The 25,923-nt window shown below is 68.6% G+C and carries 25 protein-coding genes; 16 read left to right on the forward strand and 9 right to left on the reverse strand.

Annotated features, from left to right (window positions below; all coding sequences use genetic code 11):
* Positions 1–67 precede the first annotated feature (67 nt).
* The 5 genes from DBY63_RS16685 to DBY63_RS16705 form a co-directional block, all read right to left on the reverse strand.
* Positions 68–1,393, reverse strand: coding sequence for an MFS transporter (locus DBY63_RS16685; RefSeq protein ID WP_077171127.1), 1,326 nt, complete (start codon positions 1,391–1,393; stop codon positions 68–70).
* Positions 1,394–1,706: 313 nt separating this feature from the next.
* Positions 1,707–2,855 carry a galactonate dehydratase gene (gene dgoD / locus DBY63_RS16690; protein ID WP_108581649.1) on the reverse strand — a complete coding sequence of 383 codons (1,149 nt, stop codon included), beginning with the start codon at positions 2,853–2,855 and terminating at the stop codon, positions 1,707–1,709.
* A 99-nt stretch (positions 2,856–2,954) separates the two neighbouring features.
* A complete protein-coding gene (locus tag DBY63_RS16695; RefSeq protein WP_027600631.1) occupies positions 2,955–3,581 on the reverse strand; it encodes a 2-dehydro-3-deoxy-6-phosphogalactonate aldolase in 627 nt (208 codons plus the stop codon).
* A complete protein-coding gene (locus DBY63_RS16700) occupies positions 3,574–4,527 on the reverse strand; it encodes a 2-dehydro-3-deoxygalactonokinase (RefSeq protein WP_108581650.1) in 954 nt (317 codons plus the stop codon). Before DBY63_RS16700 ends, DBY63_RS16695 begins: the two co-directional genes overlap by 8 nt.
* Positions 4,524–5,318, reverse strand: coding sequence for an IclR family transcriptional regulator (locus DBY63_RS16705; protein WP_027597382.1), 795 nt, complete (start codon positions 5,316–5,318; stop codon positions 4,524–4,526). Before DBY63_RS16705 ends, DBY63_RS16700 begins: the two co-directional genes overlap by 4 nt.
* Before the next feature lie 159 nt (positions 5,319–5,477).
* Here DBY63_RS16705 and phoB point away from each other — a divergent pair, with 159 nt between their 5' ends.
* From phoB to DBY63_RS16720, 3 genes are read left to right on the forward strand one after another with little or no spacing between them, the layout of a single operon-like run.
* Complete coding sequence (phoB, locus tag DBY63_RS16710; protein WP_007159925.1) at positions 5,478–6,167, forward strand: phosphate regulon transcriptional regulator PhoB; 690 nt, start codon at positions 5,478–5,480, stop codon at positions 6,165–6,167.
* Positions 6,168–6,185: 18 nt separating this feature from the next.
* The gene (gene phoR / locus DBY63_RS16715; RefSeq protein WP_108581651.1) at positions 6,186–7,499 is read left to right on the forward strand and encodes a phosphate regulon sensor histidine kinase PhoR; all 1,314 of its coding nucleotides are present in this window, start codon (positions 6,186–6,188) and stop codon (positions 7,497–7,499) included.
* A 55-nt stretch (positions 7,500–7,554) separates the two neighbouring features.
* Complete coding sequence (locus DBY63_RS16720; RefSeq protein ID WP_108581652.1) at positions 7,555–9,306, forward strand: ATP-binding protein; 1,752 nt, start codon at positions 7,555–7,557, stop codon at positions 9,304–9,306.
* Here the strand turns inward: DBY63_RS16720 and DBY63_RS16725 are convergent.
* The gene (locus DBY63_RS16725; protein WP_027597379.1) at positions 9,303–9,524 is read right to left on the reverse strand and encodes a hypothetical protein; all 222 of its coding nucleotides are present in this window, start codon (positions 9,522–9,524) and stop codon (positions 9,303–9,305) included. The genes DBY63_RS16720 and DBY63_RS16725 overlap by 4 nt on opposite strands.
* A 134-nt stretch (positions 9,525–9,658) precedes the next feature.
* Between DBY63_RS16725 and DBY63_RS16730 the strand changes: the two genes are divergently transcribed.
* The 11 genes from DBY63_RS16730 (at position 9,659) to DBY63_RS16780 (ending at position 20,407) form a co-directional block, all read left to right on the forward strand.
* Complete coding sequence (locus tag DBY63_RS16730; RefSeq protein WP_108581653.1) at positions 9,659–10,333, forward strand: thermostable hemolysin; 675 nt, start codon at positions 9,659–9,661, stop codon at positions 10,331–10,333.
* Positions 10,323–11,801 (forward strand): AMP-binding protein, encoded by a 1,479-nt coding sequence (locus tag DBY63_RS16735; RefSeq protein WP_108581654.1) that lies wholly within the window; start codon positions 10,323–10,325, stop codon positions 11,799–11,801. The genes DBY63_RS16730 and DBY63_RS16735 overlap by 11 nt, the downstream gene beginning before the upstream one ends.
* The gene (locus tag DBY63_RS16740) at positions 11,798–12,481 is read left to right on the forward strand and encodes an iron-containing redox enzyme family protein (RefSeq protein ID WP_108581655.1); all 684 of its coding nucleotides are present in this window, start codon (positions 11,798–11,800) and stop codon (positions 12,479–12,481) included. Before DBY63_RS16735 ends, DBY63_RS16740 begins: the two co-directional genes overlap by 4 nt.
* Complete coding sequence (locus DBY63_RS16745; RefSeq protein ID WP_108581656.1) at positions 12,468–13,277, forward strand: SDR family oxidoreductase; 810 nt, start codon at positions 12,468–12,470, stop codon at positions 13,275–13,277. Before DBY63_RS16740 ends, DBY63_RS16745 begins: the two co-directional genes overlap by 14 nt.
* Positions 13,274–13,921: a hypothetical protein gene (locus DBY63_RS16750; protein ID WP_108581657.1), complete on the forward strand. Its 648-nt coding sequence runs from the start codon at positions 13,274–13,276 to the stop codon at positions 13,919–13,921. Before DBY63_RS16745 ends, DBY63_RS16750 begins: the two co-directional genes overlap by 4 nt.
* A gap of 10 nt (positions 13,922–13,931) precedes the next feature.
* Positions 13,932–14,591 carry a response regulator transcription factor gene (locus tag DBY63_RS16755; RefSeq protein ID WP_027597373.1) on the forward strand — a complete coding sequence of 220 codons (660 nt, stop codon included), beginning with the start codon at positions 13,932–13,934 and terminating at the stop codon, positions 14,589–14,591.
* Positions 14,588–15,961, forward strand: coding sequence for an ATP-binding protein (locus DBY63_RS16760; protein WP_044342516.1), 1,374 nt, complete (start codon positions 14,588–14,590; stop codon positions 15,959–15,961). The genes DBY63_RS16755 and DBY63_RS16760 overlap by 4 nt, the downstream gene beginning before the upstream one ends.
* 65 nt (positions 15,962–16,026) lie before the next feature.
* Complete coding sequence (locus DBY63_RS16765) at positions 16,027–17,355, forward strand: sigma-54 dependent transcriptional regulator (RefSeq protein ID WP_108581658.1); 1,329 nt, start codon at positions 16,027–16,029, stop codon at positions 17,353–17,355.
* A gap of 169 nt (positions 17,356–17,524) precedes the next feature.
* The gene (locus DBY63_RS16770; RefSeq protein ID WP_027597370.1) at positions 17,525–18,832 is read left to right on the forward strand and encodes an MFS transporter; all 1,308 of its coding nucleotides are present in this window, start codon (positions 17,525–17,527) and stop codon (positions 18,830–18,832) included.
* Between the two features lie 175 nt (positions 18,833–19,007).
* The gene (locus tag DBY63_RS16775; protein ID WP_027597369.1) at positions 19,008–19,316 is read left to right on the forward strand and encodes a hypothetical protein; all 309 of its coding nucleotides are present in this window, start codon (positions 19,008–19,010) and stop codon (positions 19,314–19,316) included.
* 758 nt (positions 19,317–20,074) lie between these two features.
* Entirely contained in the window at positions 20,075–20,407 is a 333-nt protein-coding gene (locus tag DBY63_RS16780) for an endonuclease domain-containing protein (protein ID WP_074584218.1), read from the forward strand.
* On the opposite strand, the gene DBY63_RS16785 is transcribed toward DBY63_RS16780, so the two are convergent.
* Positions 20,394–22,358 carry a DNA topoisomerase III gene (locus DBY63_RS16785; RefSeq protein WP_108581659.1) on the reverse strand — a complete coding sequence of 655 codons (1,965 nt, stop codon included), beginning with the start codon at positions 22,356–22,358 and terminating at the stop codon, positions 20,394–20,396. The genes DBY63_RS16780 and DBY63_RS16785 overlap by 14 nt on opposite strands.
* 243 nt (positions 22,359–22,601) lie before the next feature.
* Between DBY63_RS16785 and DBY63_RS24785 the strand changes: the two genes are divergently transcribed.
* A complete protein-coding gene (locus DBY63_RS24785) occupies positions 22,602–22,793 on the forward strand; it encodes a hypothetical protein (protein ID WP_144954499.1) in 192 nt (63 codons plus the stop codon).
* An 18-nt stretch (positions 22,794–22,811) separates the two neighbouring features.
* Here DBY63_RS24785 and DBY63_RS16790 read toward each other — a convergent pair whose 3' ends face one another.
* Entirely contained in the window at positions 22,812–23,717 is a 906-nt protein-coding gene (locus tag DBY63_RS16790) for a LysR substrate-binding domain-containing protein (RefSeq protein WP_108581660.1), read from the reverse strand.
* Between the two features lie 155 nt (positions 23,718–23,872).
* Here DBY63_RS16790 and DBY63_RS16795 point away from each other — a divergent pair, with 155 nt between their 5' ends.
* Positions 23,873–24,487 carry a glutathione S-transferase gene (locus tag DBY63_RS16795; protein WP_044342513.1) on the forward strand — a complete coding sequence of 205 codons (615 nt, stop codon included), beginning with the start codon at positions 23,873–23,875 and terminating at the stop codon, positions 24,485–24,487.
* Positions 24,488–24,625: 138 nt separating this feature from the next.
* Here DBY63_RS16795 and gcvT read toward each other — a convergent pair whose 3' ends face one another.
* A complete protein-coding gene (gcvT, locus tag DBY63_RS16800) occupies positions 24,626–25,735 on the reverse strand; it encodes a glycine cleavage system aminomethyltransferase GcvT (protein WP_108581661.1) in 1,110 nt (369 codons plus the stop codon).
* Between the last annotated feature and the right edge of the window lie 188 nt (positions 25,736–25,923).

The raw sequence follows: 25,923 nt of genomic DNA on the forward strand, positions 1-25,923 counted from the left end.
TGGGTCCGGCACGGCCGGTGGCAGAGCGCCTCCGCAACCAGAGCGGAAGGCGCTCCTTTAGTCGCCCTTATTCGGGCAGACGTTCCACCTTGCCCACCACCAGGCCGTAGCAGAGGGCGCCGATCAGTGCGGTCACGCCGATGAAGGCGATGGCCGGAGCGAAGCTGCCGTCCTTGACCAGGAAGCCGATGACGATGGGCACGCAGATGGCGGAGAGGTTGCCGATGAAGTTGAACATCCCGCCGGTGAGACCGATCAGCCGCTCCGGCGCCATGGCCGAGACCATCGACCAGGTGATGGAGGCCAGGCCGTTGCCAAAGAAGGCCAGTGCCAGGCAGGCGATGATCAGCGCGGGCGAGTCGACGAAGTTGGCGCCGACGATGCTGGTGGAGATCAGGAGGCCGCCGATGATCGGCAGCTTGCGCGCCAGGCCTACGGAAGCGCCGCGGCGGATCAGCCAGTCCGACAGCAGCCCCGAGCAGATCACCCCGAGAAAGGCGGCCAGGAACGGCAACGAGGCGAGGAAGCCGGCCTTGATGAAGTCCATGCCACGGTATTTCACCAGGTAGGTGGGGAACCAGGTCAGGAAGAACCAGAGGGTGGAATTGAGGCAGAACTGGCCGATGTAGATGCCCCAGAGCTTGCGCTTGTTGAGCACGCTCCAGAGATCACGCCACTGGAAGGCGGCGCGGCTGCGGTTCTTCTGTTCCAGATCGACCAGGCCACCGCCCTCCTGGATCAGCGCGACCTCGGCGGCATTGGCGCCGCGGAAGTCCTTGGGTTCGCGATAGACCAGGTACCAGATGGCCGCCCAGAGGATGCCGACGCCACCGGTGACGACAAAGACCATGTGCCAGCCGAAGGTCTGCTGCAGGTAGATCAGCACCGGGGTGAGAAAGGCCAGGCCGACGAACTGGCCGGAGGTGTAGAAGCCGATGGCGGTGGCCCGCTCGCGCTCGGGAAACCAGGTGGTGACCACCCGGTTGTTGATCGGATAGGCCGGCGCCTCAAGGGCCCCCACGGCAAGGCGCAGGATGATCAGGCCGATGAAGCTGCCGACGAAGCCCAGGCCGATGGTGGCCAGCGACCAGAGCGCGATGGCCACCGGATAGAGGATGCGTGGGGCGACCTTGTCCACCAGCCAGCCACCGGGGATCTGCATGGCGGCATAGGTCCAGCCGAAGGCCGAGAGGATCAGCCCCATGTGCACCGGCTCGATGCCCAGGTCCTGGGCCAGGTGCGGCGCGGCGATGGAGAGGTTGCTGCGGTCGAGGTAGTTGATCACCACGGTGACGAACAGCAGCGTCATGATGAAGAAGCGGGCCCGACTGGGCTTGGCCAGGGTCGGCGCGGCCGCGGCCGCCGCCGGGGAGGCGTGGGTGGGAGTGGGCATGGCTCGGGTCCTGTAATTGACGTTGTGGCGAGCGTTGTCGATGTCTGGGGTCAGGCTGCTGGGGCGGCCCTCACCCTAGCCCTCTCCCAGAGGGAGAGGGGATGGTCGGTGCGGAGGTCGAGCCCCGCGCTCCTGTTCTTGCTCCCTCTCTCCTTGGGAGAGGGTGGGGTGAGGGGTCAGCGGCGGTGGTCCGGCTTTCCCTCACCCTGGCCCTCTCCCAGAGGGAGAGGGGACGGTCCGAACGAGAGCGAAACTCCGCGCTCCTGCTCTTGCCCCCTCTCCCCTCGGGAGAGGGTTGGGGTGAGGGCGTCTCTCACCACTCGGCGAAACTGCCGTCCTTGTGCCGCCATACCGGGTTGCGCCAGCGGTGGCCGATGGCCGCGCGCTCCTCGACGAATTCCTCGTTGACCTCGACGCCCAACCCCGGCCCCTGGGGAATCTTCACGTGGCCATCGCCGTAGTCGAACACCTCGGGATTCTTGATGTAGTCGAGCAGGTCGTTGCCCTGGTTGTAGTGGATGCCCAGGCTCTGCTCCTGGATGAAGGCGTTGTAGCAGTTGGCGTCCAGCTGCAGGTTGACCGCCAGGGCGATGGGACCGAGCGGGCAATGCAGGGCAATGGCGACGTCGTAGGCCTCGGCCATGTTGGCGATCTTGCGCGTCTCGGTGATGCCGCCGGCATGGGAGGGATCGGGCTGCAGGATGTCGACGTAGCCTTCCTGGAGGATGCGCTTGAAGTCCCAGCGCGAGTACAGCCGCTCGCCCAGGGCGATGGGCGTGTTGCTCATCAGGGCGATCTCCTTGAGCGCCTCGTGGTGCTCGCTGAGCACCGGCTCCTCGATGAACATCAGGCGGAACTGCTCCAGTTCCTTCACCAGCACCTTGGCCATGGGCTTGTGCACCCGGCCATGGAAGTCCACGCCGATGCCGAAGTGCGGACCGCAGGCGTCGCGGATGGCGGCGACGTTGGCGATCACCTGGTCGACCTTGTCGTAGGTGTCGACGAACTGCATCTCTTCGCTGGCGTTCATCTTGATGGCGGTGAAGCCCTTGGCCTGGCGCTCCAGCGCCTGGGCCGCGGTCTCCGCCGGGCGATCGCCGCCGATCCAGGAATAGACGCGGATGCTGTCGCGCACCTGGCCGCCGAGCAGCTCGTGTACCGGCACGCCCAGGGCCTTGCCCTTGATGTCCCACAGCGCCTGGTCGATGCCGGCCAGGGCGCTCATGTGGATGCCACCGCCGCGATAGAAGCCGCCGCGGTAGAGCACCGTCCAGTGGTCTTCGATGTTGCGCGGGTCCTTGCCGATCAGGTAGTCGGCCAGCTCCTCGACCGCCGCCGCCACGCTGTGGGCGCGGCCTTCCAGCACGGGTTCGCCCCAGCCGTGGATGCCCTCGTCGGTCTCGATCTTGAGAAAGCACCAGCGCGGCGGGACGACATAGGTGGTGAGTTTGGTGATCTTCATGGTGTGGAGTCTCGATTTTAATTGTTTGAAATCGCGGCCATGGGCCGCTCCTACACGGAGGCACCGGGTATCTGTAGGAGCGGTCCATGACCGCGAGCTTTAAGCGTTCTTTACCGCCGCCCACCCAGCCGCAAACGCCTGGGCATTGGCGCTCACCTGCGCCGCGCTCAGGCCCGGCTTGTACAGCGCCGAGCCGAGGCCGAAGCCGTTGGCACCGGCGGCCACGTAGGGGCCCATGTTGTCCGGGGTGATGCCGCCCACCGGCAGCAGCGCCAGCTCCTTGGGAAAGACCGCGCGCCAGGCCTTGACCACCGCCGGGCCGAGTTGCTCGGCGGGAAACAGCTTGAGGCTGTCGGCACCGGCGTCGAGGGCGGCGAAGCCCTCCGAGGGCGTGGCCACGCCCGGGGCGCTGACCAGGCCGGCGGCCTTGCTGGCGCGGATCACCGCCAGGTTGGCGTTGGGCGAGACGATCAACCGGCCGCCGGCGGCGTCCACCTCGGCCACCTGGGCTTCGGTGAGCACGGTGCCGGCGCCGATCAGGCAGCTCTCGCCCAGCTCGGCGGTGAGCCGGCGGATGCTCTCGTAGGGCTGCGGCGAATTGAGCGGGATCTCGATGACGCGAAAGCCGGCGTCATGCAGGGCGCGCCCGACCGCGACGATCTCGTCCGGGGTGACGCCGCGCAGGATGGCGATCAGCGGCAGGTCCTTGAGGTAGGTATCAAGCATGGGAGCCTCCAGAGGTGGGGAGCAGGCCGGCGGCCTGGGCCAGGCGCCAGAGCCCGGCCCGGGTGGCCTGCTCCAGCAGGCGGACCTGGTGGATGTCGAACAGCGCCAGGGCGTCGCGATAGCGCTGGCAGAGCGCCGCGTCGCCGATCAGCACCAGGGGTGGACAGGTGGCGCCCGCGAGGGCGGCGACCTGGCTGCGCAACTCTTCGCCGATCAGCAGGCCGGAGAGGTAGTCGAGGCTGTGCGCCGCGCCCAGTTCGCCGGCCAGGACCCGGCTACGGGCGGTGAAGAGGCGACCGAACAGGCCCTCGGCGCCGGCGTCGCGGGCGGTGGTGAGACCCAGGCGGAAGGCCTCGGCACTGGCCTCGGGACCGGCCTCGGCGGCTGGGCGACCCAGGATGGAGTGTTCACGCAACACGGCGAACAACTCGCCGGTCATGTAGGTGGCGAAGTCGGTGAGACGACCGTCGCGCACCCTCACCCACTTGCTGTGGGTGCCGGGCAGCACCAGCAGGGCTTCAGCGGCCAGGTCCGGCTCCAGTTCGAGGGCGCCGAACACCTGGGTTTCCTCGCCACGCAGGACGTTGGGCAAGGCGCCGCGCTGCATCACTCCGGGAACCAGGTGGAGGTCGCCGCAGCCCGTGTCCAGGCGCAGCAGGCCGGCGGCCAGGCTGTGGACGTCGGCCGGGCAGTCGGCATAGGGCACCTCACGCCAGCCGCCGCGACTGCCGACCATACCGCAGGCGATGGCGGGCAGGTCCGGCTGGGCCTCGCGCCAGTCGCCCACCAGAGCGCGATAGGCCGCGGCGAAGTCGCCGTCGGGCACATGCATGATGCCCCAGGGCCGGCTGCGGGTTTCCAGCACGGCGCCCTGGGCGTCGAACAGCTGGGCCCGCAGGGACGAGGTGCCCCAGTCGAGGCCGATGAGGTGCGGGGTGGCGGTCATGCGGGGCTCCAGCCAAGTTCGCGGGAAATGGCCCGGGCGCAGGCAGTGACCTCGGGCTGCAACTCGTGCAGCCGCGCCTCGGGCATGTAGGGGATGGCGCTGGCCACGCTGAGGGCCGCGACGATGGCGCCGTCGGCGCCGCGGATGGGCGCGGCCACGCAACGGATGCCCAGTTCGTTTTCTTCCAGATCCAGGGCATAGCCCTCGGCGGCGTGGCGCCGCAGCCGCGCACGGTAGTCCGCCCAGGGCAGGAAATCCTCGCGCAGCCCGGGCTGGCCGGTGCGCCGGGCCACGCCTTCGCCATAGAGGGCTTCCCACTCGCCCTCGGCGAGATCCAGCATCAGCGCCTTGCCGACCCCGGTCAGCGCCAGCGGCATGCGCAGCCCGACCCGGGATCTCATCTCCAGGCCACGGCTGCCGGGCAGCTTGTCGAGATAGAGGACATCGCCGCCCTCGCGCACGCCGAGGTGCACGGTGTCGCCACAGTGCTGCGCCAGACGTTGCAGGTGGGGCCGGGCCACACCGGTCAGCGGCAGCTGCTCGCGGGCCTGGTAGCCGAGGGCGATGAGATGGCTGCCGAGGATCAGCCGCCCGCCATCGCTGCGCAGATAGCCCGCCTGGGTCAGGGCAGCAACCAGCCGATGGGTGGTGCTGCGGGTGCAGCCGATGGCGGCGCCGACCTGGGCCAGGCTGTCAGCCCCAGCGGCCACGGCTTCTAGCACGGCCAGGCCGCGGAACAGGGCCTGGGCCCCGCTGGGCGCTTCGCCCTTGTTGGAATTGTTGTCGTTCATGGCCTTCACTCTAGAAGCCTCTTCGGCAAATCTCAATATGTGATACATCATCCCATATGTTGGGATACAAGTTAGATATGACAGCCTTGTCACATAGCTGCAATATTGGCGCTATCTAATGCACGGCACATTGCAAGGACTCGAGAGGCAGAGCGCTCCATGACGGGTAAATCCATCCTGATCGTCGACGATGAGGCGCCCATTCGCGAGATGATCGCCGTGGCCCTGGAAATGGCGGGCTATGAATGCCTGGAGGCGGACAACAGCAAGGACGCCCACGCCCTGATCGTCGATCGCAAGCCCGATCTCATCCTGCTCGACTGGATGCTGCCCGGCACCTCCGGCCTGGAACTGGCCCGCCGCCTCAAGCGCGACGAGCTGACCGATGCCATCCCCATCATCATGCTCACGGCCAAGGGTGACGAGGACAACAAGGTCCAAGGCCTGGAGACCGGTGCGGACGACTACATCACCAAGCCCTTCTCGCCCCGCGAGCTGGTGGCGCGCCTGAAGGCCGTGCTGCGCCGCACCGGGCACCTGGAGAACGACGGTCCGCTGGAGGTCAACGGCCTGATCCTCGATCCGATCAGCCACCGGGTGACCATCGACGGCGCGCCCGCCGAGATGGGCCCCACCGAATACCGTCTGCTGCAGTTCTTCATGACCCACCAGGAGCGTGCCTATACCCGCGGCCAGCTGCTGGATCAGGTCTGGGGTGGCAACGTCTATGTCGAGGAACGTACCGTGGACGTGCACATCCGCCGCCTGCGCAAGGCCCTCGGCGAGACCTACGAGAACCTGGTACAGACGGTGCGCGGCACCGGGTATCGCTTTTCCACCAAACTCTGACGCGGGATCACCGCCGCCGTGAACATCAACTGGCGCTCCCGTCTGGCCACCCAGCTAGCGACCGTGGTCGCCGGCTGCGCCCTGGCCGGCTGGCCCTTCGGCCATGTCGGCCTGGCGGTGGCCCTGGGACTGGCGGTCTATCTGGCGGTCACCCTGAGGCACCTGTTGCGCCTGCAGGCCTGGCTGCTGAGCGAGGCCCCAGGCGCGCCGCCGGAAGCCGAGGGTCTGTGGGGCGAGGTGTTCGACCGGCTCTATCGGCGCCAGCGCCACGAACAGCGCCAGCGCGAGGAGCTGCTCGCCGTGATCGGTCGCGCCCAGGCTTCCACCGAGGCCCTGCGCGACGCCATCATTCTGGTGGATCGCCATGGCAACCTGGAATGGTGGAACCGCGCCGCGGAAACCCTGCTGGGCCTGCGCCAGCCCCAGGACCTCGGTCAGCCCATCACCAACCTGGTGCGCCATCCGCGCTTTTCCGACTATTTTCTCGGCGGCGACTATGGCGAGCCGCTGGAACTGGCCTCCCCACTCAACGACGACCAGTACCTGCACATCCTGGTCACCCGCTTCGGCGAAGGCGACCGGCTGCTGCTGGTGCGCGACGTGACCCGCGTCCATCAGCTGGAACAGATGCGCAAGGATTTCGTCGCCAACGTCTCCCACGAATTGCGTACCCCGCTGACGGTGATCACCGGCTACCTGGAGACCCTGCTGGACAACGCCGACCACGCCACTCCACGCTGGCGGCGGGCGCTGGGGCAGATGCAGCAGCAGGCCGGACGCATGCAGCACACCATCGACGATCTGCTGCTGCTGGCCCGCCTGGAAGCCACCGACTATCCCGCCGACAACCGCCCGGTGGCCCTGGAGCCGCTGCTCGCCTCCATCCTGCAGGACGGTCGCGCCCTGTCCGGCGCCGTGGGCCATCGCCTGAGCCTGGAATGCGAGCCGGGTCTGGCCCTGCTGGGCAGCGAGACCGAATTGCGCAGCTGCTTTTCCAACCTGGTGTTCAACGCGGTCAAGTACAGCCCCGAAGGCGGCGAGGTGCGGGTGCGTGCCTGGCAGGACGCCGCAGGCGCCCATGTCGCAGTGCAGGACAATGGTCCCGGTATCGACGCCCGCCACCTGCCGCGCCTGACCGAACGCTTCTATCGCCTCGACGCCAGCCGCGCCTCCAGCACCGGCGGCACCGGCCTGGGCCTGGCCATCGTCAAGCACGTGCTGATCCGTCATCGCGGCGGCCTGGACATCCACAGCGTGCCTGGCGAGGGCAGCTGCTTCACCTGCGATTTCCAGCCCGAACAGATCGCCCAGCGCACCGCCGCCTCGGCCTGAGCCGTCCCCTCCCCGCCGTGCTATCGTCCGGCCATCCCTGCCACGGTCTCCTGCCATGCCCCCAGCCCTGCGCCTGCTGCCGGTCCTGCTGCTCGCCCTGATCGGCTGTCTGTTGCTGGGCAGCCAGGCCTGGCACCGCGCCGAACAGGCGAGCCTGGCCGAGGCCAGCCTGCTCGGCCAGGAGCAGTTGCGCCTCCACGCCAGCGGCCTGCAGACGCTGATCGACCGCTTTCGCGCCCTGCCGGCGGTGCTGGCCCAGGACCCGGAGCTGATCGCCGCCCTGAGCACCCCGCCCGATGCCGCCGCCACCGAGCGTCTCAACCTCAAGCTGGAGCGCCTGAACACGGCCGCCCAGTCCTCGACCCTGGAACTGCTGGATCGCACGGGGCTGGCCATCGGCGCCAGCAACTGGCGACTGCCCACCAGCTATGTCGGCCACAACTATGGCTTCCGGCCCTATTTCCGCGAGACCCTCGCCGGCGGCAGCGGCCGCTTCTATGCCGTGGGGGTCACCACCGGCATCCCCGGCTATTTCCTCTCCCACGCCGTGCTGGACGCCCAGGGGCGCTTTCTCGGCGCGGTGGTGGTCAAGCTGGAATTCCCCGCCATCGAGGCGCGCTGGGGCGAGCACCCCGAGGTACTGCTGGTCAGCGATGCCCGCGGCGTGGTCTTTGCCGCCAATCGCCCGGCCTGGCGCTATCGCCTGCTGCGCGAGCTGACCCCGGCCGATCGCGCGGAACTGGCCACCACCCGCCAGTACGACCGGCGCACCCTGCAACCCCTGCCCTATCGCCAGGAGCGGGTGCTCGGCGAGCAGCGCCAGGTGGCCCACATCCAGGCCCCCGAAGGCAGCGCCGACTACCTCTGGGACAGCCTGCCGCTGCCCAGCGAAGGCTGGACCCTGCACCTGCTCCGGCCCACCCGGGACCTGCAGGGCGGTGGTCCGGGTGCGGCACTGGCCGCCGTCTGCGTCTGGCTGCTGCTGGTCTGCGCCGGTCTCCTCTGGGCGCAACGGCGCCGGCTGCAACGCCTGCGCCAGCGCAGCCGCCTGGAACTGGAGCAGCTGGTGGAGGCCCGCACCGCCGAATTGCGCACCGCCCAGGACGGCCTGGTGCAGGCCGCCAAGCTGGCCGCCCTGGGGCAGATGTCGGCGGCCCTGGTGCACGAACTCAACCAGCCGCTCACCGCCCAGCGCATGCACCTGGCGAGTCTGCGCCTGCTGCTGGATCACGGGCGGCTGGACGAGGCCCGCGCCGCCCTGGAGCGCCTCGACGGCCTGCTGACCCGCATGAGCGGCCTCACCGCCCACCTCAAGACCTATGCGCGCAAGACCCCCGCCGGCCTGCGCGAGCGGGTCGATCTGGCGCGGGTGGTGGATCAGGCGCTGGAGTTGCTGGAGGCCCGCCGCGCCGAGCTGGCCGTGGAGCTGATGCTGGAGTTGCCGCGCCCGGCCTGGCTGCTGGGCGATCCCATCCGCCTGGAGCAGGTACTGGTCAATCTGCTGCGCAACGCCCTCGACGCCGTGGCGGAGCGACCCCGGCCGCAGGTCCGGGTCAGCCTAGCGCGGGAGGGGGATGCCTGGTTGCTGGAGGTGGCCGACAACGGTGGCGGCATCGCCGCCAAGCACCTGGACCAGGTGTTCGATCCCTTCTTCACCACCAAGCCGGTGGGCGAAGGCCTGGGACTCGGCCTGGCGGTGTCCTCGGCCATCGTCCAGGCCCAGGGCGGCAGCCTGGACGCGCGCAACGGCGCCGAGGGTGCGGTCTTTGCCCTGCGGCTGCCGGCGGCGCCGGAGTCAGCGGCCTAGCGCACGCAGAGCGTCACCAGCAGGGCGAAGCCCCAGCCGAGCACCCCGGTCACCAGCAGGGTCGCCGCATCCCAGGGCCCGCGGGTGGCATCCAGCAGCGGCAGGCCGACGCCGCCGATCAGGGCGCTGGCGAGGATGCCCGCCAGGATCCGCACCAGCGGCCAGTGGCTGTCGGCGGCTTCCTCGGGAGCGGCAGCAAGGGGCTCTTCTTCGGACATGGCAGGGCTCCGCCGGGGGGGATACAGAGCGCGACCCTAGCCGGGCAACCTGAAGCTGCGATGAAGCGGCGCTTCAGATTGCCTTCAGCTTGACCGCCAAGACTGCGCCTCGTATTCCCCCCGGAGAGGTCGCGATGCTCGACGTGACTTGGCAGTCCCCGTACAGCTTTATCCTGGCCGACCGCAGCGGCTCGCTGCTGGCCCGCCTGGAGCCGCGCGAGGCGCCCGGCCGGCAGGCGACCGAAGCCTTTATCGGCGCGCGTTTCGCCCTGGAGCACGGCGCCCGAATCAGCCACTTCCTGCCGCTGTTGCTCGCCCTGCGCGATGCCGAAGGCGTGCTGCAGGCGGCGGTGGGGATCCGCTCCGCGCTGGACCAGTCGCTGTTTCTCGAACGCTATCTGCCTCGGCCGGTGGAGACCCTGGTGGCGGCGGCGCTCGGCCGGCCGATCGATCGCGCGGAGGTGGTGGAGGTGGGCAATCTGGCGGCGCTGGGTCCGGGCCAGGCGCGCCTGCTGATCGTCGTCACCACCTGGCTGCTGGCCCGCAGCGGCCGGCGCTGGGTGACCTTTACCGGCGCCACCCGCCTGATCAATAGCTTTCATCGCCTCGGCCTGGCGCCCCAGGTGCTGGGCTCCGCCGATCCGGCCTGCCTGGGCGCCGAGCGCGAGAGCTGGGGCTCCTACTACGCCAACGCTCCCCAGGTCTGCGCCGGCGACATCCAGCAGGGCTATCAACAGTTGCTGCAGGCCGGCATCTTCGCCCGCCTGGGCCTCACCACCCTTGGCGAGGAAGACTGCCATGTCGCTTGAAACCTGCCCTGTCGTCGACTTCTTCACCACCCTGGAGCGCCACGCCTGGCACGGCGACCGGCCGGCGCTGACCGGCAGTCACGAGACCTGGAGCTATGCCCGGCTGCTGCAGGAAGTCACCGCCCGCGCCGCCTGGCTGCGCGAGCACGAGATCCGGCGCCTGGCGCTGGACCTGCCCAACGGTCCCGAACTGCTGGCCTGGGACCTGGCCGCCCTGCGCGCCGGACTGCCCTGCGTGATCCTGCCGGACTTCTTCAGTCCCGCGCAGCGCGCCCATGTCCTGCGCGACTGCGGCGCCGATCTCCTGCTGGGGCGCCCCGAGCGCACCCAGGAATGGGCTGCGGCAGGCTTCACCGCGGGCGCCAGCGGGTGGCAGCGGCCGGCCTCGGCCCGCGCTCCGTTGCCGGCGGGCACCGCCAAGCTCACCTACACCTCCGGCACCACCGGCACCCCCAAGGGCGTCTGCCTCAAGGCCGGACAACTGCTGCGGGTGGCCGCCAGCCTGGAAGCCGCCAGCGGCGCCCGGGCGCCCCGACGCCATCAGGTGCTCCTGTCGCTGGGCATCCTGCTGGAAAATCTCGGGGTCTATGCCGCGCTGCTGGCCGGTGCCGAGGTGGTGGTGCTCAAGGCCGAGGACCAGGGTGTCCGCGGCTCCGCCGGCATCGACTGGGCCCAGCTGGCCGCCTGCCTGCAGGAGCGCCAGCCACACAGTCTGATCCTCATGCCCCAGCTGTTGCAGGGACTCGTGGAGCTGGGCGAACGCGGGCTGCTGCGCCTGGACGGGCTGCGCTTCGCCGCCGTGGGCGGGGCGCCGCTGAGCGAGGCGCTGCTGACCCGCGCCAGCGCCTTGGGCCTGCCGCTGTTCCAGGGCTATGGCCTGTCGGAGTGCGCCTCGGTGGTGACCCTCAATCGCCCTGAGGCCAACCGCCCGGGCAGCGTCGGCCAGCCCCTGCCCCATGTGCGCCTGCGCCTGGCCGCCGATGGCGAGATCCTGGTCGGCGGCGTCGATTTCGCCGGCTATCTGGGCGAACCCGCGAGCGCCACCGACGAGGTGGCCACCGGTGATCTCGGCGAATTCGACGCCGATGGCTATCTCTACCTGCGTGGCCGCAAGAAACACCAGTTCAGCCTGGCCTCGGGACGCAATGTCGATCCGGGCTGGATCGAGGCCGAACTCACCCAGGGCGGCCCCATCGCCCAGGCCTATGTGCAGGGCGAAGGTGCCCGGCACCTGGTGGCGCTGCTCTGGCCACGGCAGCCGGACCTGCCCGACAGCCTGCTCGCCGACCAGATCGCCCGCCTCAACCAGCGCCTGCCCGACTATGCCCGCATCGGCGCCTGGCGCCGCCTCGCCGAACCCTTCACCCCCGCCAACGGCCTGCTCACCGCGACCGGACGCCTTCGCCGCGACGCCATCCAGGCGCATCACGCGGCCCTGCTCTCGCACCTTCTGGAGGTACCAGCATGAGTTTCTTCGCCACCCTGCAAGCCGAAACCGCCGTGGAACGCCAGGCGCTGTTCGAGGTGCCCATCATCCGCGCCGCCCTGGGCGGCAACGTCGCCCTGGAGAGCTATGTCGCCTTTCTCGGCCAGGCCTATCACCACGTCCGCCACACCGCGCCGCTGATGATGGCCTGCGGCGCCCGCCTGCCGGCGCGGCTGGAATGGCTGCGCGGCGCGGTCTGCGAATACATCGAGGAAGAATACGGCCACGACCAGTGGATCCTCAGTGGCATCGCCGCCTGCGGGGGCGATGCCGAGGCGGTGCGCGCCAGCCGCCCCGAACTGCCCATCGAGCTGATGGTGGCCTATCTCTACGACTTCATCGCTCGCGACAATCCGGTCGGCCTGTTCGGCATGGTCAATGTGCTCGAAGGCACCAGCATCGCCCTGGCCACCCAGGCCGCCGGCGCCATCCGCGGCCAGCTGGGCCTGCCGGCCACGGCCTTCAGCTACCTGGACTCCCACGGCAGCCTCGACCAGGAACACATGGCGACCTACCGCCAGCTGATGGATCGGCTGGACGATCCGGCCGACCAGGCCGCGGTGATCCACGTGTCCAAGGTGGTCTATCGCCTCTATGCCGACATGTTCCGCGCCCTGCCCGGCGCCGGCCAGCACCCGGAGCAGCGCCATGCAGCTGCCTGACTGCCGCGTCCTGCTGACCGGCGCCAGCGGCGGCATCGGCCTGCCGCTGGTGGAACAACTCTGCGCCGGCGGCGCCCAGGTGCTGGCGGTCGCCCGCGACACCCGCGCCCTGCAGCCCCTGGCCGAGCGCCTGGGTGGCCGGTTGCGCCTGCTCGATGCCGACCTCACCCGCCGGGCCGATCGCCAGGCGGTGCTGGCCGAAGCCAGCCGCGGCCAGGGCGTCAACGTGCTGCTCAACGCCGCCGGCAGCAACAGCTTCGCCCTGCTCGACGCCCTTGACGACGACGTCATCGACAACCTGCTGGCGATCAACATCGGCGCGGCCATCCAGCTGACCCGCCTGCTGCTGCCGCTGCTGCGCCGCCAGCCGCGGGCGGTGATCGCCCATGTCGGCTCCACCCTGGGCTCCATCGGCTATCCCGGCTATGCGCCCTATTGCGCCAGCAAGTTCGCCCTGCGCGGCTTCACCCAGGCCCTGCGCCGGGAGCTGGCCGACACCCGCATCCGGGTGCTCTACGTGGCGCCCCGCGCCACCCGCACGGCGATGAACGGCCCGGCGGCCATGGCCGTGAACCAGGCGCTCAAGAGCCAGATGGACGACCCCACCGTGGTCGCCGGCGCGGTGATCCGTGCCCTGGTCGAGGACCGCCAGGAGCTCCATCTCGGCTGGCCGGAAAAGCTCTTCGTCCGCCTCAACGGCCTGCTGCCCGGCCTGGTGGATCGCGCCCTGCGCCGCCAGCTGCCGGTGATCCGCCGCTTCATCGACCCCGCCTTCGCCCCGGAGAAACACCCATGACGACCCCGCGCAAGGCCCTCGGCCTGCTGCTCGCCGCCCTGCTCGCCAGCCCCTTCGCCCTGGCCGACGATGGCCAGCGCCTGGCCCAGATCCAGCAGCGCTGGGCCGAGATCCAGTACCGCCTGCCCAGCGCCGAAAAACCCGCCGCCTTCGAACAGCTGGCCGGCGAAGCGCGCGCCTTCACCCAGGCCGAGCCCCAGTCGGCGCCAGCGCTGATCTGGCAGGGCATCGTGCTGAGCAGCTGGGCCGGCGCCCAGGGCGGGCTGGGGGCGCTGGGCAAGGTCAAGGAGGCCCGCAGCGACCTGGAACAGGCGCTCAAGCTCGATCCCACGGCGCTGCAGGGCTCCGCCTACACCAGTCTCGCCGCCCTCTACGATCGGGTTCCCGGCTGGCCGATCGCCTTTGGTGACGCCAGCGAAGCCGATCGTCTGCTGCAGCGGGCCCTCGCCCTCAACCCCAGCGGTATCGATACCCTATACTTCTGGGGTGACCACCTGTATCGCCAGCAGCGCTATGCCGAAGCCCGCGCCGCCCTGCTCAAGGCGCAGCAGGCCGCCCCGCGGCCGGGACGCGAACTGGCCGACCAGGGACGGCGGGGCGAGATCGCCGCGCTGCTCAAGGACGTCGACCAGAAGCTGAAGTGACGAGGCCTCCATGCGCGTGCTGCTGATCGAAGACGATCCCGACCTCGGCGAGGGCATCCGCACCAGTCTGCGGGAAGAGGGCTATACCCTGGACTGGCTCAAGGACGGCGAAAGCGCCGTCCACGCCCTGCGCGAAGAGGGCTTCGACCTGGTGGTGCTGGATCTCGGCCTGCCGCGCCTGGACGGCATCCAGGTGCTGCGCCAGAGTCGCGCCAATGGCCTGACCACCCCGGTGCTGATCCTTACCGCCCGCGACGACACCGAGGACCGGGTCGCCGGCCTCGACGCCGGCGCCGACGACTACCTGGTCAAGCCCTTCGATATCAAGGAACTCAAGGCCCGCCTGCGCGCCCTGCTGCGCCGACGCAACGGTCCCTCGCAGATCCAGCTCGAAGGCGGCGGCATCGCCCTGGATCCGGCCACCCGCCGGGTCACCTTCGATGGCCAGCCGGTCAACCTCACCCCGCGCGAATACCAGCTGCTGCACGAACTGCTGGCCAATCCGGGCAAGATCTTCAGTCGCGACCGCCTCATGGGGCTGCTCTACGGCTGGGACGAGGGGGTGGAAAGCAACACCCTGGAAGTCCACATCTACAACCTGCGCAAGAAGCTGCGCGCCGACCTGATCCGCACGGTCAGGGGCATCGGTTACCGCCTCGAATGTCCATGACCTCCATCCGCCGCCGCACCGTCGGCCTGGTGCTCTCGCTGCTGCTGATCGGCACCCTGCTGATCGCCCTGACCAATGTCCACGACAGCCAGCGCGAGATCGGCGAGATCTACGATGCCCAGCTGGCGCAGAGCGCGCGCATCCTGCAGGGCATGCTGCGCGCCGCCCCCCGCGGCGAAGGCCGCCTGGCGCTGCATGCCAGCGTCACCCAGGCCCTGGCCGAAGCCACGGAGAGTCCCTATGGCCACAGATACGAGGCCAAGATGGCCTTCCAGGCCTGGAACGCCCGCGGCGTCCCCCTGATGCGCTCGCCCAGCGCGCCCATCTTCAGCATGCCGACGACCCCGGGTTTCACCGAGCAGACCCTGGAGGGCGAGGCCTGGTATGGCTTCCTGCTGCCCGACCCGGAGCACGACCTGATGCTCTGGGTCGGCGAGCGCGAAGAGGTGCGCGCCGATCTGGTCCGCCGCATCCTGCGCCATACCCTCACGCCGCATCTGATCGGCCTGGTGCTGCTGTCGCTGCTGGCCTGGCTGGCCATTGGCTGGGGCCTGAAACCACTGCGGCGCATGGCCGGGCTGATCCGCCACCGCGACCCGGAATCCCTGCAACCGCTGCAGCTGGATCCGCTGCCACGCGAACTGGAACCCATGCAGGCGGCGCTCAATCGGCTGCTGCTGCAGATCGAGCAACTGCTGCAGCGCGAACGCCGCTTCATCGCCGACGCCGCCCACGAGTTGCGCACGCCGCTGGCGGTGCTACGCCTGCACGCCCAGAACGCCCTGTCCGCGCAGACCGCGGCGGCCCGCGACGAGGCGCTGAAATTCGTCGTCAGCGGCACCGACCGACTGACCCGGGTGGTCAACCAGCTGCTGATCCTGGCACGCCTGGAACCCCGGCCGAGCTGGAGCGCCGAGCAGCGCTTCGATTTGCGCACCGCCCTCAGCGCCACCCTGGAAGAACTGGGCCCCTGGATTCTCGACAAGGGCCTGGACCTCAGCCTCGACGCCGAAGCCAGCCGGGTGCAGGTCCATGGCGACAGCGCCATGCTGGGCATCGCCCTGCAGAATCTGCTGACCAATGCGGTCAACGTGTCGCCTCCCGGCGGCGAGATCCGCATCCGCCTGGAGGTCACCGCCGACTGGGCGGAGATCCAGATCCTCGACCAGGGCCCCGGCATCGCGGAGGAGATCCAGCCACGGCTGTTCGAGCGCTTCTACAGCAGCGGCGCGGCCAACGGCGCCGGCCTGGGACTGTCCATCGTCCAGACCGTCGCCCAGCACCTGGGCGGACGCATCGAACTGGGCAACCGCCCGGAGGGCGGCGCCTGTGCCCGTCTCGGCCTGCCGGTGCTGCCGGGACCCGGCTAGGGACTCGACCCGTCGCCGGCCTTCGGGCAAGGTAGCGGCGCACCGGCCGCGAGAGGACGCCTCCCATGCAAGCTCAGGTCTATCTGGTCGACGACGAAGCCAGCATCCGCGAAGCGGTGCGCCAGTGGCTGGAGCTGTCGGGGCATCAGGTGCGGCTGTTCGCCCGCGCCGAAGACTGCCTGGCGGCAGTGACCCCGGATTTCGCCGGGGTGGTGGTCAGCGACGTGCGCATGCCCGGCATGGACGGCCTGGCCCTGCTGGAACAGCTGCAGGCGCTGGATGCCGACCTGCCGGTGATCCTGCTCACCGCCCACGGCGACGTCGCCCTGGCGGTCAGCGCCATGCGCCAGGGCGCCTACGATTTCCTGGAAAAGCCCTTCAGCCCCGAGGCGCTGCTCGGCGATCTCGGCCGCGCCCTGGAAAAGCGCCGGCTGGTGCTGGAGAACCGCCAGCTGCACCGCCGGGTCGACGACCAGAGCGCGCTCGCCCGCCGCCTGCTCGGCGTCTCGCCGGGCATCGTCCGGCTGCGCCAGCAGATCCTCGACCTGGCGCCGACGCCGGTCAACGTACTCCTGCGCGGCGAGACCGGCAGCGGCAAGGAACTGGTCGCCCGCTGCCTGCACGACTTCGGTCCCCGCGCCGGCAAGGCCTTCGTCGCCCTCAACTGCGCGGCCATCCCCGAGCAGCTGTTCGAGAGCGAATTGTTCGGCCACGAGAGCGGCGCCTTCACCGGCGCCCAGGGCAAGCGCATCGGCAAGCTGGAATACGCCAACGGCGGCACCCTGTTTCTCGACGAGATCGAGAGCATGCCCCTGGCGCAGCAGGTCAAGCTCTTGCGGGTGCTGCAGGAGCAGCGTCTGGAGCGCCTCGGCTCCAACCAGAGCATCGCCCTGGACCTGCGCATCGTCGCCGCCACCAAGCCGGATCTCCTGGAAGAAGCCCGCGCCGGACGCTTTCGCGAAGACCTGGCCTATCGCCTCAATGTCGCCGAGCTGCACCTGCCGCCGCTGCGCGCCCGGCGTGAAGACATCCCGCTGCTGTTCGATCACTTCCTCGCCGAGGCCGGCGCCCGCCTGGGCCGGCCGGTCACCCCGCCCGGCGCGGCGCGCCTGGCCCAGCTGCTGGGTCACGGCTGGCCCGGCAACGTGCGCGAGCTGGCCAACGCCGCCGAGCGCGAGGCCCTCGGCCTTGGTACCCCCGCCACCGCGGCCGCGGGCCATTCCCTGGCCGATCAGCTGGAAGCCTTCGAGGCCCAGTGCCTGCGCGCCGCCCTGGCCCGCCACGGCGGCGAGATCAAGGCGGTGATGGACGAGTTGCAACTGCCACGGCGCACCCTCAACGAGAAGATGCAGCGCCATGGCCTGGTGCGGGCCGACTTCCGCGACGAGGATTGAGAGGCAATAGGCGGAAATCCGCTCATTGCTCACCGCCTTTCGGCGATCTTTCGCCGATCCACCCTGGCAAAACCCAGTCAGGACGCGGCTTCGCGACCTGGCACGCCCCCTGCTATAGCCCTTGTCGACGCCCCGAGCGCCCTAATAACAACGACAAGAGGAACACCCTGTGGATAGCACCGCTACCCTCGCGGCCGGCCAGACCGCGCCCAAGACCACCTCGCAGCGCATCAAGTCCATCTTCAGCGGTTCCGTCGGCAACCTGGTCGAATGGTACGACTGGTACGTCTACGCCGCCTTCTCCCTGTATTTCGCCAAGGCCTTCTTTCCCAAGGGCGACCAGACCGCCCAGCTGCTCAACGTCGCCGCCATCTTTGCCGTGGGCTTTCTCATGCGCCCCATCGGCGGCTGGCTGATGGGCCTCTATGCCGACAAGGCCGGCCGCAAGTCCGCGCTGATGGTCTCGGTGATCATGATGTGCGCCGGCTCGCTGATCATCGCCCTCACCCCCAGCTACACCACCATCGGCGTCGCCGCCCCCATCATGCTGGTGCTGGCGCGGCTGCTGCAGGGCCTCTCGGTGGGCGGTGAATACGGCACCTCCGCCACCTACCTGAGCGAGATGGCGACCAAGGAAAGCCGCGGCTTCTACTCCAGCTTCCAGTACGTCACCCTGATCTCCGGGCAGCTGCTGGCGCTGGCTACCCTGATCGTGCTGCAGCAGACCCTGACCGTCGAACAGCTGGAAAGCTGGGGCTGGCGCATCCCCTTCCTGATCGGCGCCGCCTGCGCCGTGACCGCGCTCTACCTGCGCCGCGGCATGGAAGAGACCAGCTCCTTCAAGAAGGCCGAAAAACCCAAGGAATCCCTGATGCGCACCCTGATGCGCCATCCCAAGGAATTCTTCACCGTGGTCGGCCTGACCATGGGCGGCACCCTGGCCTTCTACACCTACACCACCTACATGCAGAAGTACCTGGTCAACTCGGTGGGCATGAGCAAGACCGACGCCACCTCCATCTCGGCGGCGACGCTGTTCCTGTTCATGCTGCTGCAGCCCGTCGTCGGCGCCCTCTCCGACCGCGTCGGCCGGCGTCCGGTACTGATCGCCTTCGGCGTGCTCGGCACGCTGTTCACCTACCCGATCCTCTCCGCCCTGGGCAGCGTCACCACCTGGTGGGGCGCCTTCGGCCTGATCATGGTGGCGCTGGTGATCGTCAGCTTCTACACCTCGATCAACGCCGTGGTGAAGGCCGAGCTGTTCCCCACCGAGATCCGCGCCCTGGGCGTCGGCCTGCCCTATGCCCTGACCGTGTCCATCTTCGGCGGCACCGCCGAATACCTTGCCCTGTGGTTCAAGAGCATCGGCATGGAGAGCGGCTACTACTGGTACGTGACCGGCTGCATCGCCTGCTCGCTGCTGGTCTACGTCTTCATGAAGGACACCCGCGATCACTCGCGCATCGTGCACGAATAACCGCTCGTCCCTGGGTGCGGGCCTCTCGGTCATTAGATTTGGCCGTCCGGCCCGCCCCCCTTTGCCTGGGCTTTGGGGCACGCCATCGTAGTGTCACCGGCAGCGTCCACAACGGTCATTTCGCTGACCGCTGTGGCGAGTTCGCCCCCTCCTCCCAAGCCCCGGTTACACACTCATGGAAATCGACTACGGTCCCAGCTACGCCAAACTGGGTCTCCAGTTTCAATACCAGTGGAGCAGCCTGCTGCGCGATGCCCTGAAGAAGCACGGCATCACCGACGCCCAGGCCAAGGCCATCTGCGGCGACTTCGCCTTCGATCTCTCCAAGCTCATCGACGAAGCCGAAATCAAGGCCGACGGCCTCTCCTATCGCCCGGTGATCGCCTTCACCGAGGACGAGGAAACCCTGCTGGTGCAGTCCGCCGAATTCGACTATCACGAAGCGGCCTACGCCACCGCCGCGGCGGCGTTCGAGAAGAAGTAAGCCTCGCGGGGGGGCCCTGCGCCCTCACCCCAACCCTCTCCCCCAGGGAGAGGGGGCGGTCTGGAGTGGTGGCGGGCTCTTCCTCCAGACGTGGGTCCTGAAGCTGTTTTCAGTGTTACTGCGATAGCGATTCGCTTAGGCCAGTTGAGGCCGTTTCACCTCCACCCCCTCCAACTTCATCGACAGAGCCGAAATCAAGGCTGACAGCCTCTCCTAGCGCTCGGTGATCGCCTTTATCGAGACTAGGAAATCATGTTGGTGCAGTCAGCCAGCTTTGAATATCACAAAGCGGCCTATGCCACTGCTGCTGCGGCGTTCGAGAAGAAGTAAGGCTGGCCGGGGCCCTGCGCCCTCACCCCAACCCTCTCCCCCAGGGAGAGGGGGTGGTCTGGAGTGATAGCGGGCTCTTTCTCCAGACATGGGTCCTGAAGCTGTTGTTGCTGCGATAGCAATTTTGACTGTCCTGCTGTCTTTCTGCGAGGGCTACTTCACAGCTCCACTTCGCTCCGTATCGCCCCCTCTCCCTCTGGGAGAGGGTTGGGGTGAGGGCAATGCTCTCGCCAAAGTATCAGGTAGCTGAGCCGCGCCAACTTCCTCAGCTCAACGCTCTCGAAAACCCCGTTCCAGAGCCTCGCCAACCTCAAAATCCTAGGCGATACTCCCACGCATATCCTCACTCCGTACCACCCCCTCTCCCTCCGGGAGAGGGTTGGGGTGAGGGCGAACCCGACACCAGAACACCCAGGGAAAGGATTCCCATGCCCCTCATCAGCCATGCCCGTGCCCTGCGCCGGGGTCAGACCGACGCCGAGCGCGCCCTCTGGTATCACCTGCGCGGCAACCGTCTACAGGGCCATAAATTTCGCCGTCAGCATCCCTATGGCCGCTACATCCTGGACTTCGTCTGCCTGGAAGCGCGGCTGGTGATCGAACTGGATGGCGGCCAGCATCAGGGCAGCGCCAATGACCGCGAGCGCGACGCCTGGCTGCAGGCCCAGGGATTCAAGATCATTCGCTTCTGGAATCATGAGGTCCTGACCCAGCCCGACGCCGTGCTCGAGCGCCTCTTCGCCGCCCTCAGCCCGGCTTGACCCTCGGCTTGCGCACGCGCGGCGGTGCGCCACCCGTCTTCGCCGTCGTCTTGGCCTTGCTCCCGCCCGTACGCCGCTTCTTCTTCCAGGGCGCGCCCTTGCCCGCCGGCGGCGGTCCGCTGATGGTCAGGGTCAGGCCGAGACAGCGCTCCACCTGCTTGCCCATCCAGGCCGATTGCTTGGTGACGAATTCGGCCAGGCTCAGCTCGCCCTCCTGCACCCGATCCAGTGCCTGCTCCCAGAGTGCCGTGGTACCCGGATCGGCGATGGCCCGGGGCACGGCGTCGATCAGGCCGAAGGCCGCCGGGGTCGCCGCCAGGGCCTTGCCCTGCTTGACCAGGTAGCCGCGGTCCAGCAGGCCCTGGATGATGCTGGCGCGGGTCGCCTCGGTGCCGATGCCGGTGGTGTCCTTGAGCTTCTGCTTGAGGGCGGGATCCTCCACCAGCTTGGCGACGTTCTTCATCGCCTTGATCAGATCGCCCTCGGTGAAGGGCTTGGGCGGCTGGGTCAGCTGATCCTTGCAACGCACCTCGACCACCGGATAGGACTCACCCTCGCGCAACTCGGGCAGCGCCTGGGGCGGCGGTGCCTCGCGACCCTTGGGCGGCGTGAGCGATTCGGGCAAGGCGCGCCGCCAGCCCGGTTCCACCAGCCGCTTGCCGGTGGCCCGCAGGCGTTCGCCGCCCGCCGCGAAATCGGCCTGGGTGCGATCGAATTCGTGCGGCGGCAGGAATTGCGCCAGGTAACGCGCGCGGATCAGGCCGTAGACGTTGCGCTCCTGCGGACTCAGGCGTCCCAGGTCGCGGGTCACCTGCGTCGGGATGATGCCGTGGTGGGCGCTGACCTTGGCATCGTTCCAGGCCCGCGAGCGGCGACTGGCGTCCAGATGGTCGCGCAGGGGGGCGAGACTGCTGTCGGCGCCCAGCAAGGCGGCCAGCAGCGCCGGCGCCTCGGCGTGCTGGGACAGCGGCAGGTAGCCGCAATCGCTGCGCGGATAGGTGATCAGCTTGTACTTCTCGTAGAGCGCCTGGGCGACGTCCAGGGTCTGCTGGGCACCCAGGTTGAAGCGCTTGGAGCAGACCTCCTGCAAGGTGCCCAGATCGAAGGGCAAGGGCGCCGCCTCGCGGATCCGCTCGGTCTTGAGCTTGACCAGCCGCGCCTGCCCAGCCGCCTCGATGGCCCGCGCCGCCGCCTGGGCCACCTCGGGCTTGAGGCAGCGGCCTTGGTCGTCGCAGACGTCCTCCGGCGGCTGCCATTGGGCCTGGAAGCGACTGCCGGAGGCGTCCAGGGTCGCCTCCACGGTCCAGAAGGGCACCGGCACGAAGGCGGCGATGGCACGATCCCGGTCCACCACCAGGCGCAGGGTCGGCGTCTGCACCCGTCCGACCGAAAGCACGCCCTGATAGCCGGAGCGACGCCCCAGCAGGGTGAACAGCCGGCTCATGTTCATGCCGATCAGCCAGTCGGCGCGCGAGCGGCCCAAGGCGGACTGATAGAGCCCATAGGTCTCGGTACCGGGCTTGAGCGCGGCCAGGGCGCGGCGGATGGAGACGTCATCCAGCGCCGACAGCCACAAACGGCGGATCGGCCCGCGATAGCGGCAATGCTCCACCAGCTCGCGGGCGATCATCTCGCCTTCGCGATCGGCGTCGGTGGCGATCACCAGTTCGCTGGCCTCGCCCAGCAGGCGCTTGACCGCCTTGAACTGGCTGCCGGTGGTCTTCTTGACCTGCAGCTTCCACTGCTCGGGAACGATGGGCAGGTCGTCCAGCGACCAGCGCTTGTAGCGGGCGTCATAGGCGTCCGGTGGCGCCGTTTCCAGCAGGTGGCCGATGCACCAGGTCACGGTCACGCCCTGCCCCTGCAGGCAGCCCTCGCCGCGGCGGGTGGCACCGAGGATGCGGGCGATGTCCTTGGCCTGGGAGGGTTTTTCGCAGAGATACAGCTGCATGGCGGGCGTCGCACGAGGGGAATCGCCACAGGATGCAAAGCCTGCGCGAGCGGCGCAAGGCCTAATCTGTATATCCGTACAGAAAGCGGCCTTTGCGCAAATTCGCCCAGTGGGCCACAGCGTCCTCAGGACGTGGATCACAGCTTGAACGGCGGCCGCCGCGGACGCGGAATCTTGCCGTGGCTGGGCAGTCCTTGGGCTACGGCACTTTCGCCGTCTTTAGCCGAGCTCTGGGAGGCGTCAATGAACACTGTAGCTATGGATCGCACCACGGCCGAGAGCACCGGCGCCGGAAATCTCGTCGACACCGCCAGCGGCCAGGCCCTGCGGGCCAGCATTTCGGCCATGCGCCGGACCACCAGCCAGGTGCAGCGCATCAACGATCAACTCTGGGAAGTCTGGCCGGACGGCCGTCGCAAGCTGCTGCTGCGCTAAGACCTCCCGCCCGACGCCCTAGGCGGGCGTCGGCGTCTCCAGCGCGGCCAGATAGGTCGCGACCTCGGCCTGGATCCAGGCGCTGAAGCGCTCCTGCTTTTCCGCCGATTCGGCGCGTTCCGGCCACACCAGCCAGTAGGCATAGGGATAGGGCGCCGTTACCGGACTGAGCTGGACCAGACGCCCCTCGTCCAGCGCGGCCTGCACCAGGCTGCGCCGCTCCAGCGCTAGCGCCTGACCAAGGCGTAGCGCCTCCAGTACCACGTTGGAATCATTCACGCTGATGCCGCGATTGGGTGCTGCTTCGCCTAGACCAGCCGTTTCGCCCCAGTGCAGCCAGGTTTCCTCCGTGTGCAATAGCGGCTGCGCGAGAGCCTCGTCCAGGCTGCACGGCAGTTGCCCACTGTTGTAACCAGGTGCCGCCACCAGCAGCACATCGTCCTGAAACAGCCGAAGCGCCGTCAGGCCATCCCACTGGCCCTCGCCCATGCGCACTCCGATATCCACCATGCCCTGGCGCAGATCCTGGAAATCCAGGCTGGTCTGGATACGGATGCGATAGTCCGGGTACAGGGCGCGAAAACGCGGCAGCCGGGGCAGCAGCCAGTGGGTGGCGAAGGAGGGAAAGGTGGCGAATACCAGCTCGTTGCGCCGCGGGCGGGCCTGCAGTCGCCGGGTCGCCTCGCCCAGATCCTCGAGCAGCTGGCGGACCTGCTCGGCATAGACGCGACCGTCGCCGGTGACCTCGATCCCGCGCCCCTGGCGCTCGAACAGCACCATGCCCAGCTGGTGCTCCAGGCCCTTCACCTGCTGACTGACCGCGGCATGGGTAAGGTGCAATTCATTGGCGGCGCGGGTAACGCTGCCCAGGCGGGCAACCGCTTCGAAGCAGCGCAGGGCATTCAACGGTGGCACACGGGACATGTAAGCTTTCCTTAATGATCCGGTCAGAATTTCTCGCTGGAAGCAGCTTCACCGAATCCTTAATGTCTTGTCCAGAGCGGCACCTGGCGTGAAACACGTGACCAGGATGACGTTCCACGTGAAACAGGATTCACTCTTTCTGACAGGACGCCCCCATGCAACTCATCGGCATGCTCGACTCCCCCTATGTGCGGCGGGTCGCGATCTCCCTTCGCCTGCTGGTTCTGCCCTTCGAGCTGCGCCAGATCTCGCTGTTTCGTGAGGTCGAGCGCTTTCGCAGCTTCAATCCGGTGCTCAAGGCACCCACATTGATCTGCCTGGACGGTCAGCGGCTGATGGATTCGTCGCTGATTCTGGACTATGCCCAGCATCTCGCCTGTGGCAGTCGGCAGTTGCGGCCGAGCGGCCACGCGGCCCGGGCCACCGCCCTCAGTCGCAGCGGCCTGGCGCTGGCCCTGTCCGAGAAGGCGGTGCAGCTGGTGTACGAGCGGGATCTGCGACCGGAAGAGAAGCGTCATGCGCCCTGGCAGCAGCGCGTGGAAGGTCAGTTGCGTGCGGCCTGTGGCGCCTTGGACAAGGCCTGGCTGGGCCCGCGTCCGCCGCTGGGTGAAGACAGTATCGGCCAGGACGCCATCGACACGGCGGTGGCCTGGACCTTCCTGCATTTCGCCCTCCCGGGGCTGATCGAGCGGCGTAACTACCCGACGCTGGAGGCCCTGACCGCCGAGGCGGAGGCGCTGTCGGTGTTTCGCGATTATCCGCTGGCGTGACGGAAAAGCATCGCGGCCATGGGCCGCTCCTACGGGACACTGTAGGAGCGGCCCATGGCCGCGATAAAACGGTCAATCCTCGTCACCGGAGCGGCCGCAGCGGCGGACCGCCATAGCTACGATCAGCCGGCCCGATCTTTATCCGCGGTAATACCGCTGCGGCACGAAGGGGGTCTTGGCGACCTTGACCGGCACCTGCTTGCCGCGCACCACGGCGAACAGCTGGGTATCCAGGGCGGCGAAGTCGCTGTCGACATAACCCATGGCCACCGGCGCCCCCAGGGTCGGGCCGAAGCCGCCACTGGTGACACGACCGATGCTGGCGCCGTTGGCATCCACCAGCTCGGCACCCTCGCGCACCGGCACCCGTTCCTGCACCAGCAGGCCGACGCGCTTGCGGCTCACGCCTTCACGCTGCTCGGTGAAGATGCGCTCGGCACCGGGGAAACCGCCGGCGCGACCGTTGCCTTCACGACGCACCTTGGACAGCGCCCAGCCCAGGTTGGCCATCACCGGCGTGGTGCCGGCATCCATGTCATGGCCATAGAGGCAGAGACCGGCTTCCAGGCGCAGGGAGTCGCGCGCGCCCAGGCCGATGGCCTCGACCTCCGGCTCGGCCAGCAGGCGGCGGGCCAGGGCCTCGGCGGCGGAGCTGGGCACCGAGATCTCGTAGCCGTCTTCGCCGGTATAGCCACTGCGACTGACGATGCAGGGCTGGTCCAGCAGCTTGACGCGGCGGACATGCATGAAGGTCATCTCGGCCACCTCTGGCGCCAGGCGCGCCAGCACCGCGGCGGCGGCGGGCCCTTGCAGGGCCAGCAGGGCGCGATCGAATTGCGGCAGCACCTGACAGCGATCGCCCAAGTGCTTTTCCAGGTGGGCGAGGTCGGCTTCCTTGCAGGCCGCGTTGACAACCAGGTAGAGGCAGTCACCCAGGTTGGCGACCATCAGGTCGTCGAGGATGCCGCCGTTGTCGTCGGTCAGCAGGGCATAGCGCTGCATGCCGCTGGGCAGGTCGATGATGTCGACCGGCACCAAGGTCTCCAGCGCCTCGGCGGCTTCTTCGCCTTCGAGCAAGACCTGGCCCATGTGGGACACATCGAACAACCCGGCCTGGGCGCGGGTGTGCTGGTGCTCCTTGAGCACGCCGAGCGGGTATTGCACCGGCATCTCGTAGCCGGCGAAGGGCACCATGCGGGCGCCGAGTTCCAGGTGCAGGGCGTGCAGCGAAGTCTTGAGCAGGGACATGGTGGGGCTCCGTGTCGGGTGGCGGCTGTCGCCCCAGGCAAGGGGAACGGGACAGCGCTGGGCTATGGGGTCGCGACGTGGGTGATGGGGTCAGCCCTCACCCCGGCCCTCTCCCTGAGGGAGAGGGGGAAGAGCGGGCGGCTCGCGCGGGACTGCAGCGGGGCCACCGTTCTCCTCCCCTCTCCCCC

Source organism: Pseudomonas sp. RIT411, from assembly GCF_003057735.2.
In the GTDB taxonomy this organism is placed as follows: Bacteria; Pseudomonadota; Gammaproteobacteria; order Pseudomonadales; family Pseudomonadaceae; genus Chryseomonas; species Chryseomonas oryzihabitans.

Excerpts from the sequence above, each read along its gene's own strand:
- DBY63_RS16685 (WP_077171127.1), bottom strand. The coding sequence starts at position 1,393 with ATGCCCACTCCCACCCACGCCTCCCCGGCGGCGGCCGCGGCCGCGCCG.
- dgoD (WP_108581649.1), bottom strand. The coding sequence starts at position 2,855 with ATGAAGATCACCAAACTCACCACCTATGTCGTCCCGCCGCGCTGGTGC.
- DBY63_RS16695 (WP_027600631.1), bottom strand. The coding sequence starts at position 3,581 with ATGCTTGATACCTACCTCAAGGACCTGCCGCTGATCGCCATCCTGCGC.
- DBY63_RS16700 (WP_108581650.1), bottom strand. The coding sequence starts at position 4,527 with ATGACCGCCACCCCGCACCTCATCGGCCTCGACTGGGGCACCTCGTCC.
- DBY63_RS16705 (WP_027597382.1), bottom strand. The coding sequence starts at position 5,318 with ATGAACGACAACAATTCCAACAAGGGCGAAGCGCCCAGCGGGGCCCAG.
- phoB (WP_007159925.1), top strand. The coding sequence starts at position 5,478 with ATGACGGGTAAATCCATCCTGATCGTCGACGATGAGGCGCCCATTCGC.
- DBY63_RS16720 (WP_108581652.1), top strand. The coding sequence starts at position 7,555 with ATGCCCCCAGCCCTGCGCCTGCTGCCGGTCCTGCTGCTCGCCCTGATC.
- DBY63_RS16725 (WP_027597379.1), bottom strand. The coding sequence starts at position 9,524 with ATGTCCGAAGAAGAGCCCCTTGCTGCCGCTCCCGAGGAAGCCGCCGAC.
- DBY63_RS16730 (WP_108581653.1), top strand. The coding sequence starts at position 9,659 with ATGCTCGACGTGACTTGGCAGTCCCCGTACAGCTTTATCCTGGCCGAC.
- DBY63_RS16735 (WP_108581654.1), top strand. The coding sequence starts at position 10,323 with ATGTCGCTTGAAACCTGCCCTGTCGTCGACTTCTTCACCACCCTGGAG.
- DBY63_RS16740 (WP_108581655.1), top strand. The coding sequence starts at position 11,798 with ATGAGTTTCTTCGCCACCCTGCAAGCCGAAACCGCCGTGGAACGCCAG.
- DBY63_RS16745 (WP_108581656.1), top strand. The coding sequence starts at position 12,468 with ATGCAGCTGCCTGACTGCCGCGTCCTGCTGACCGGCGCCAGCGGCGGC.
- DBY63_RS16750 (WP_108581657.1), top strand. The coding sequence starts at position 13,274 with ATGACGACCCCGCGCAAGGCCCTCGGCCTGCTGCTCGCCGCCCTGCTC.
- DBY63_RS16755 (WP_027597373.1), top strand. The coding sequence starts at position 13,932 with ATGCGCGTGCTGCTGATCGAAGACGATCCCGACCTCGGCGAGGGCATC.
- DBY63_RS16760 (WP_044342516.1), top strand. The coding sequence starts at position 14,588 with ATGACCTCCATCCGCCGCCGCACCGTCGGCCTGGTGCTCTCGCTGCTG.
- DBY63_RS16765 (WP_108581658.1), top strand. The coding sequence starts at position 16,027 with ATGCAAGCTCAGGTCTATCTGGTCGACGACGAAGCCAGCATCCGCGAA.
- DBY63_RS16775 (WP_027597369.1), top strand. The coding sequence starts at position 19,008 with ATGGAAATCGACTACGGTCCCAGCTACGCCAAACTGGGTCTCCAGTTT.
- DBY63_RS16780 (WP_074584218.1), top strand. The coding sequence starts at position 20,075 with ATGCCCCTCATCAGCCATGCCCGTGCCCTGCGCCGGGGTCAGACCGAC.
- DBY63_RS16785 (WP_108581659.1), bottom strand. The coding sequence starts at position 22,358 with ATGCAGCTGTATCTCTGCGAAAAACCCTCCCAGGCCAAGGACATCGCC.
- DBY63_RS24785 (WP_144954499.1), top strand. The coding sequence starts at position 22,602 with ATGAACACTGTAGCTATGGATCGCACCACGGCCGAGAGCACCGGCGCC.
- DBY63_RS16790 (WP_108581660.1), bottom strand. The coding sequence starts at position 23,717 with ATGTCCCGTGTGCCACCGTTGAATGCCCTGCGCTGCTTCGAAGCGGTT.
- DBY63_RS16795 (WP_044342513.1), top strand. The coding sequence starts at position 23,873 with ATGCAACTCATCGGCATGCTCGACTCCCCCTATGTGCGGCGGGTCGCG.
- gcvT (WP_108581661.1), bottom strand. The coding sequence starts at position 25,735 with ATGTCCCTGCTCAAGACTTCGCTGCACGCCCTGCACCTGGAACTCGGC.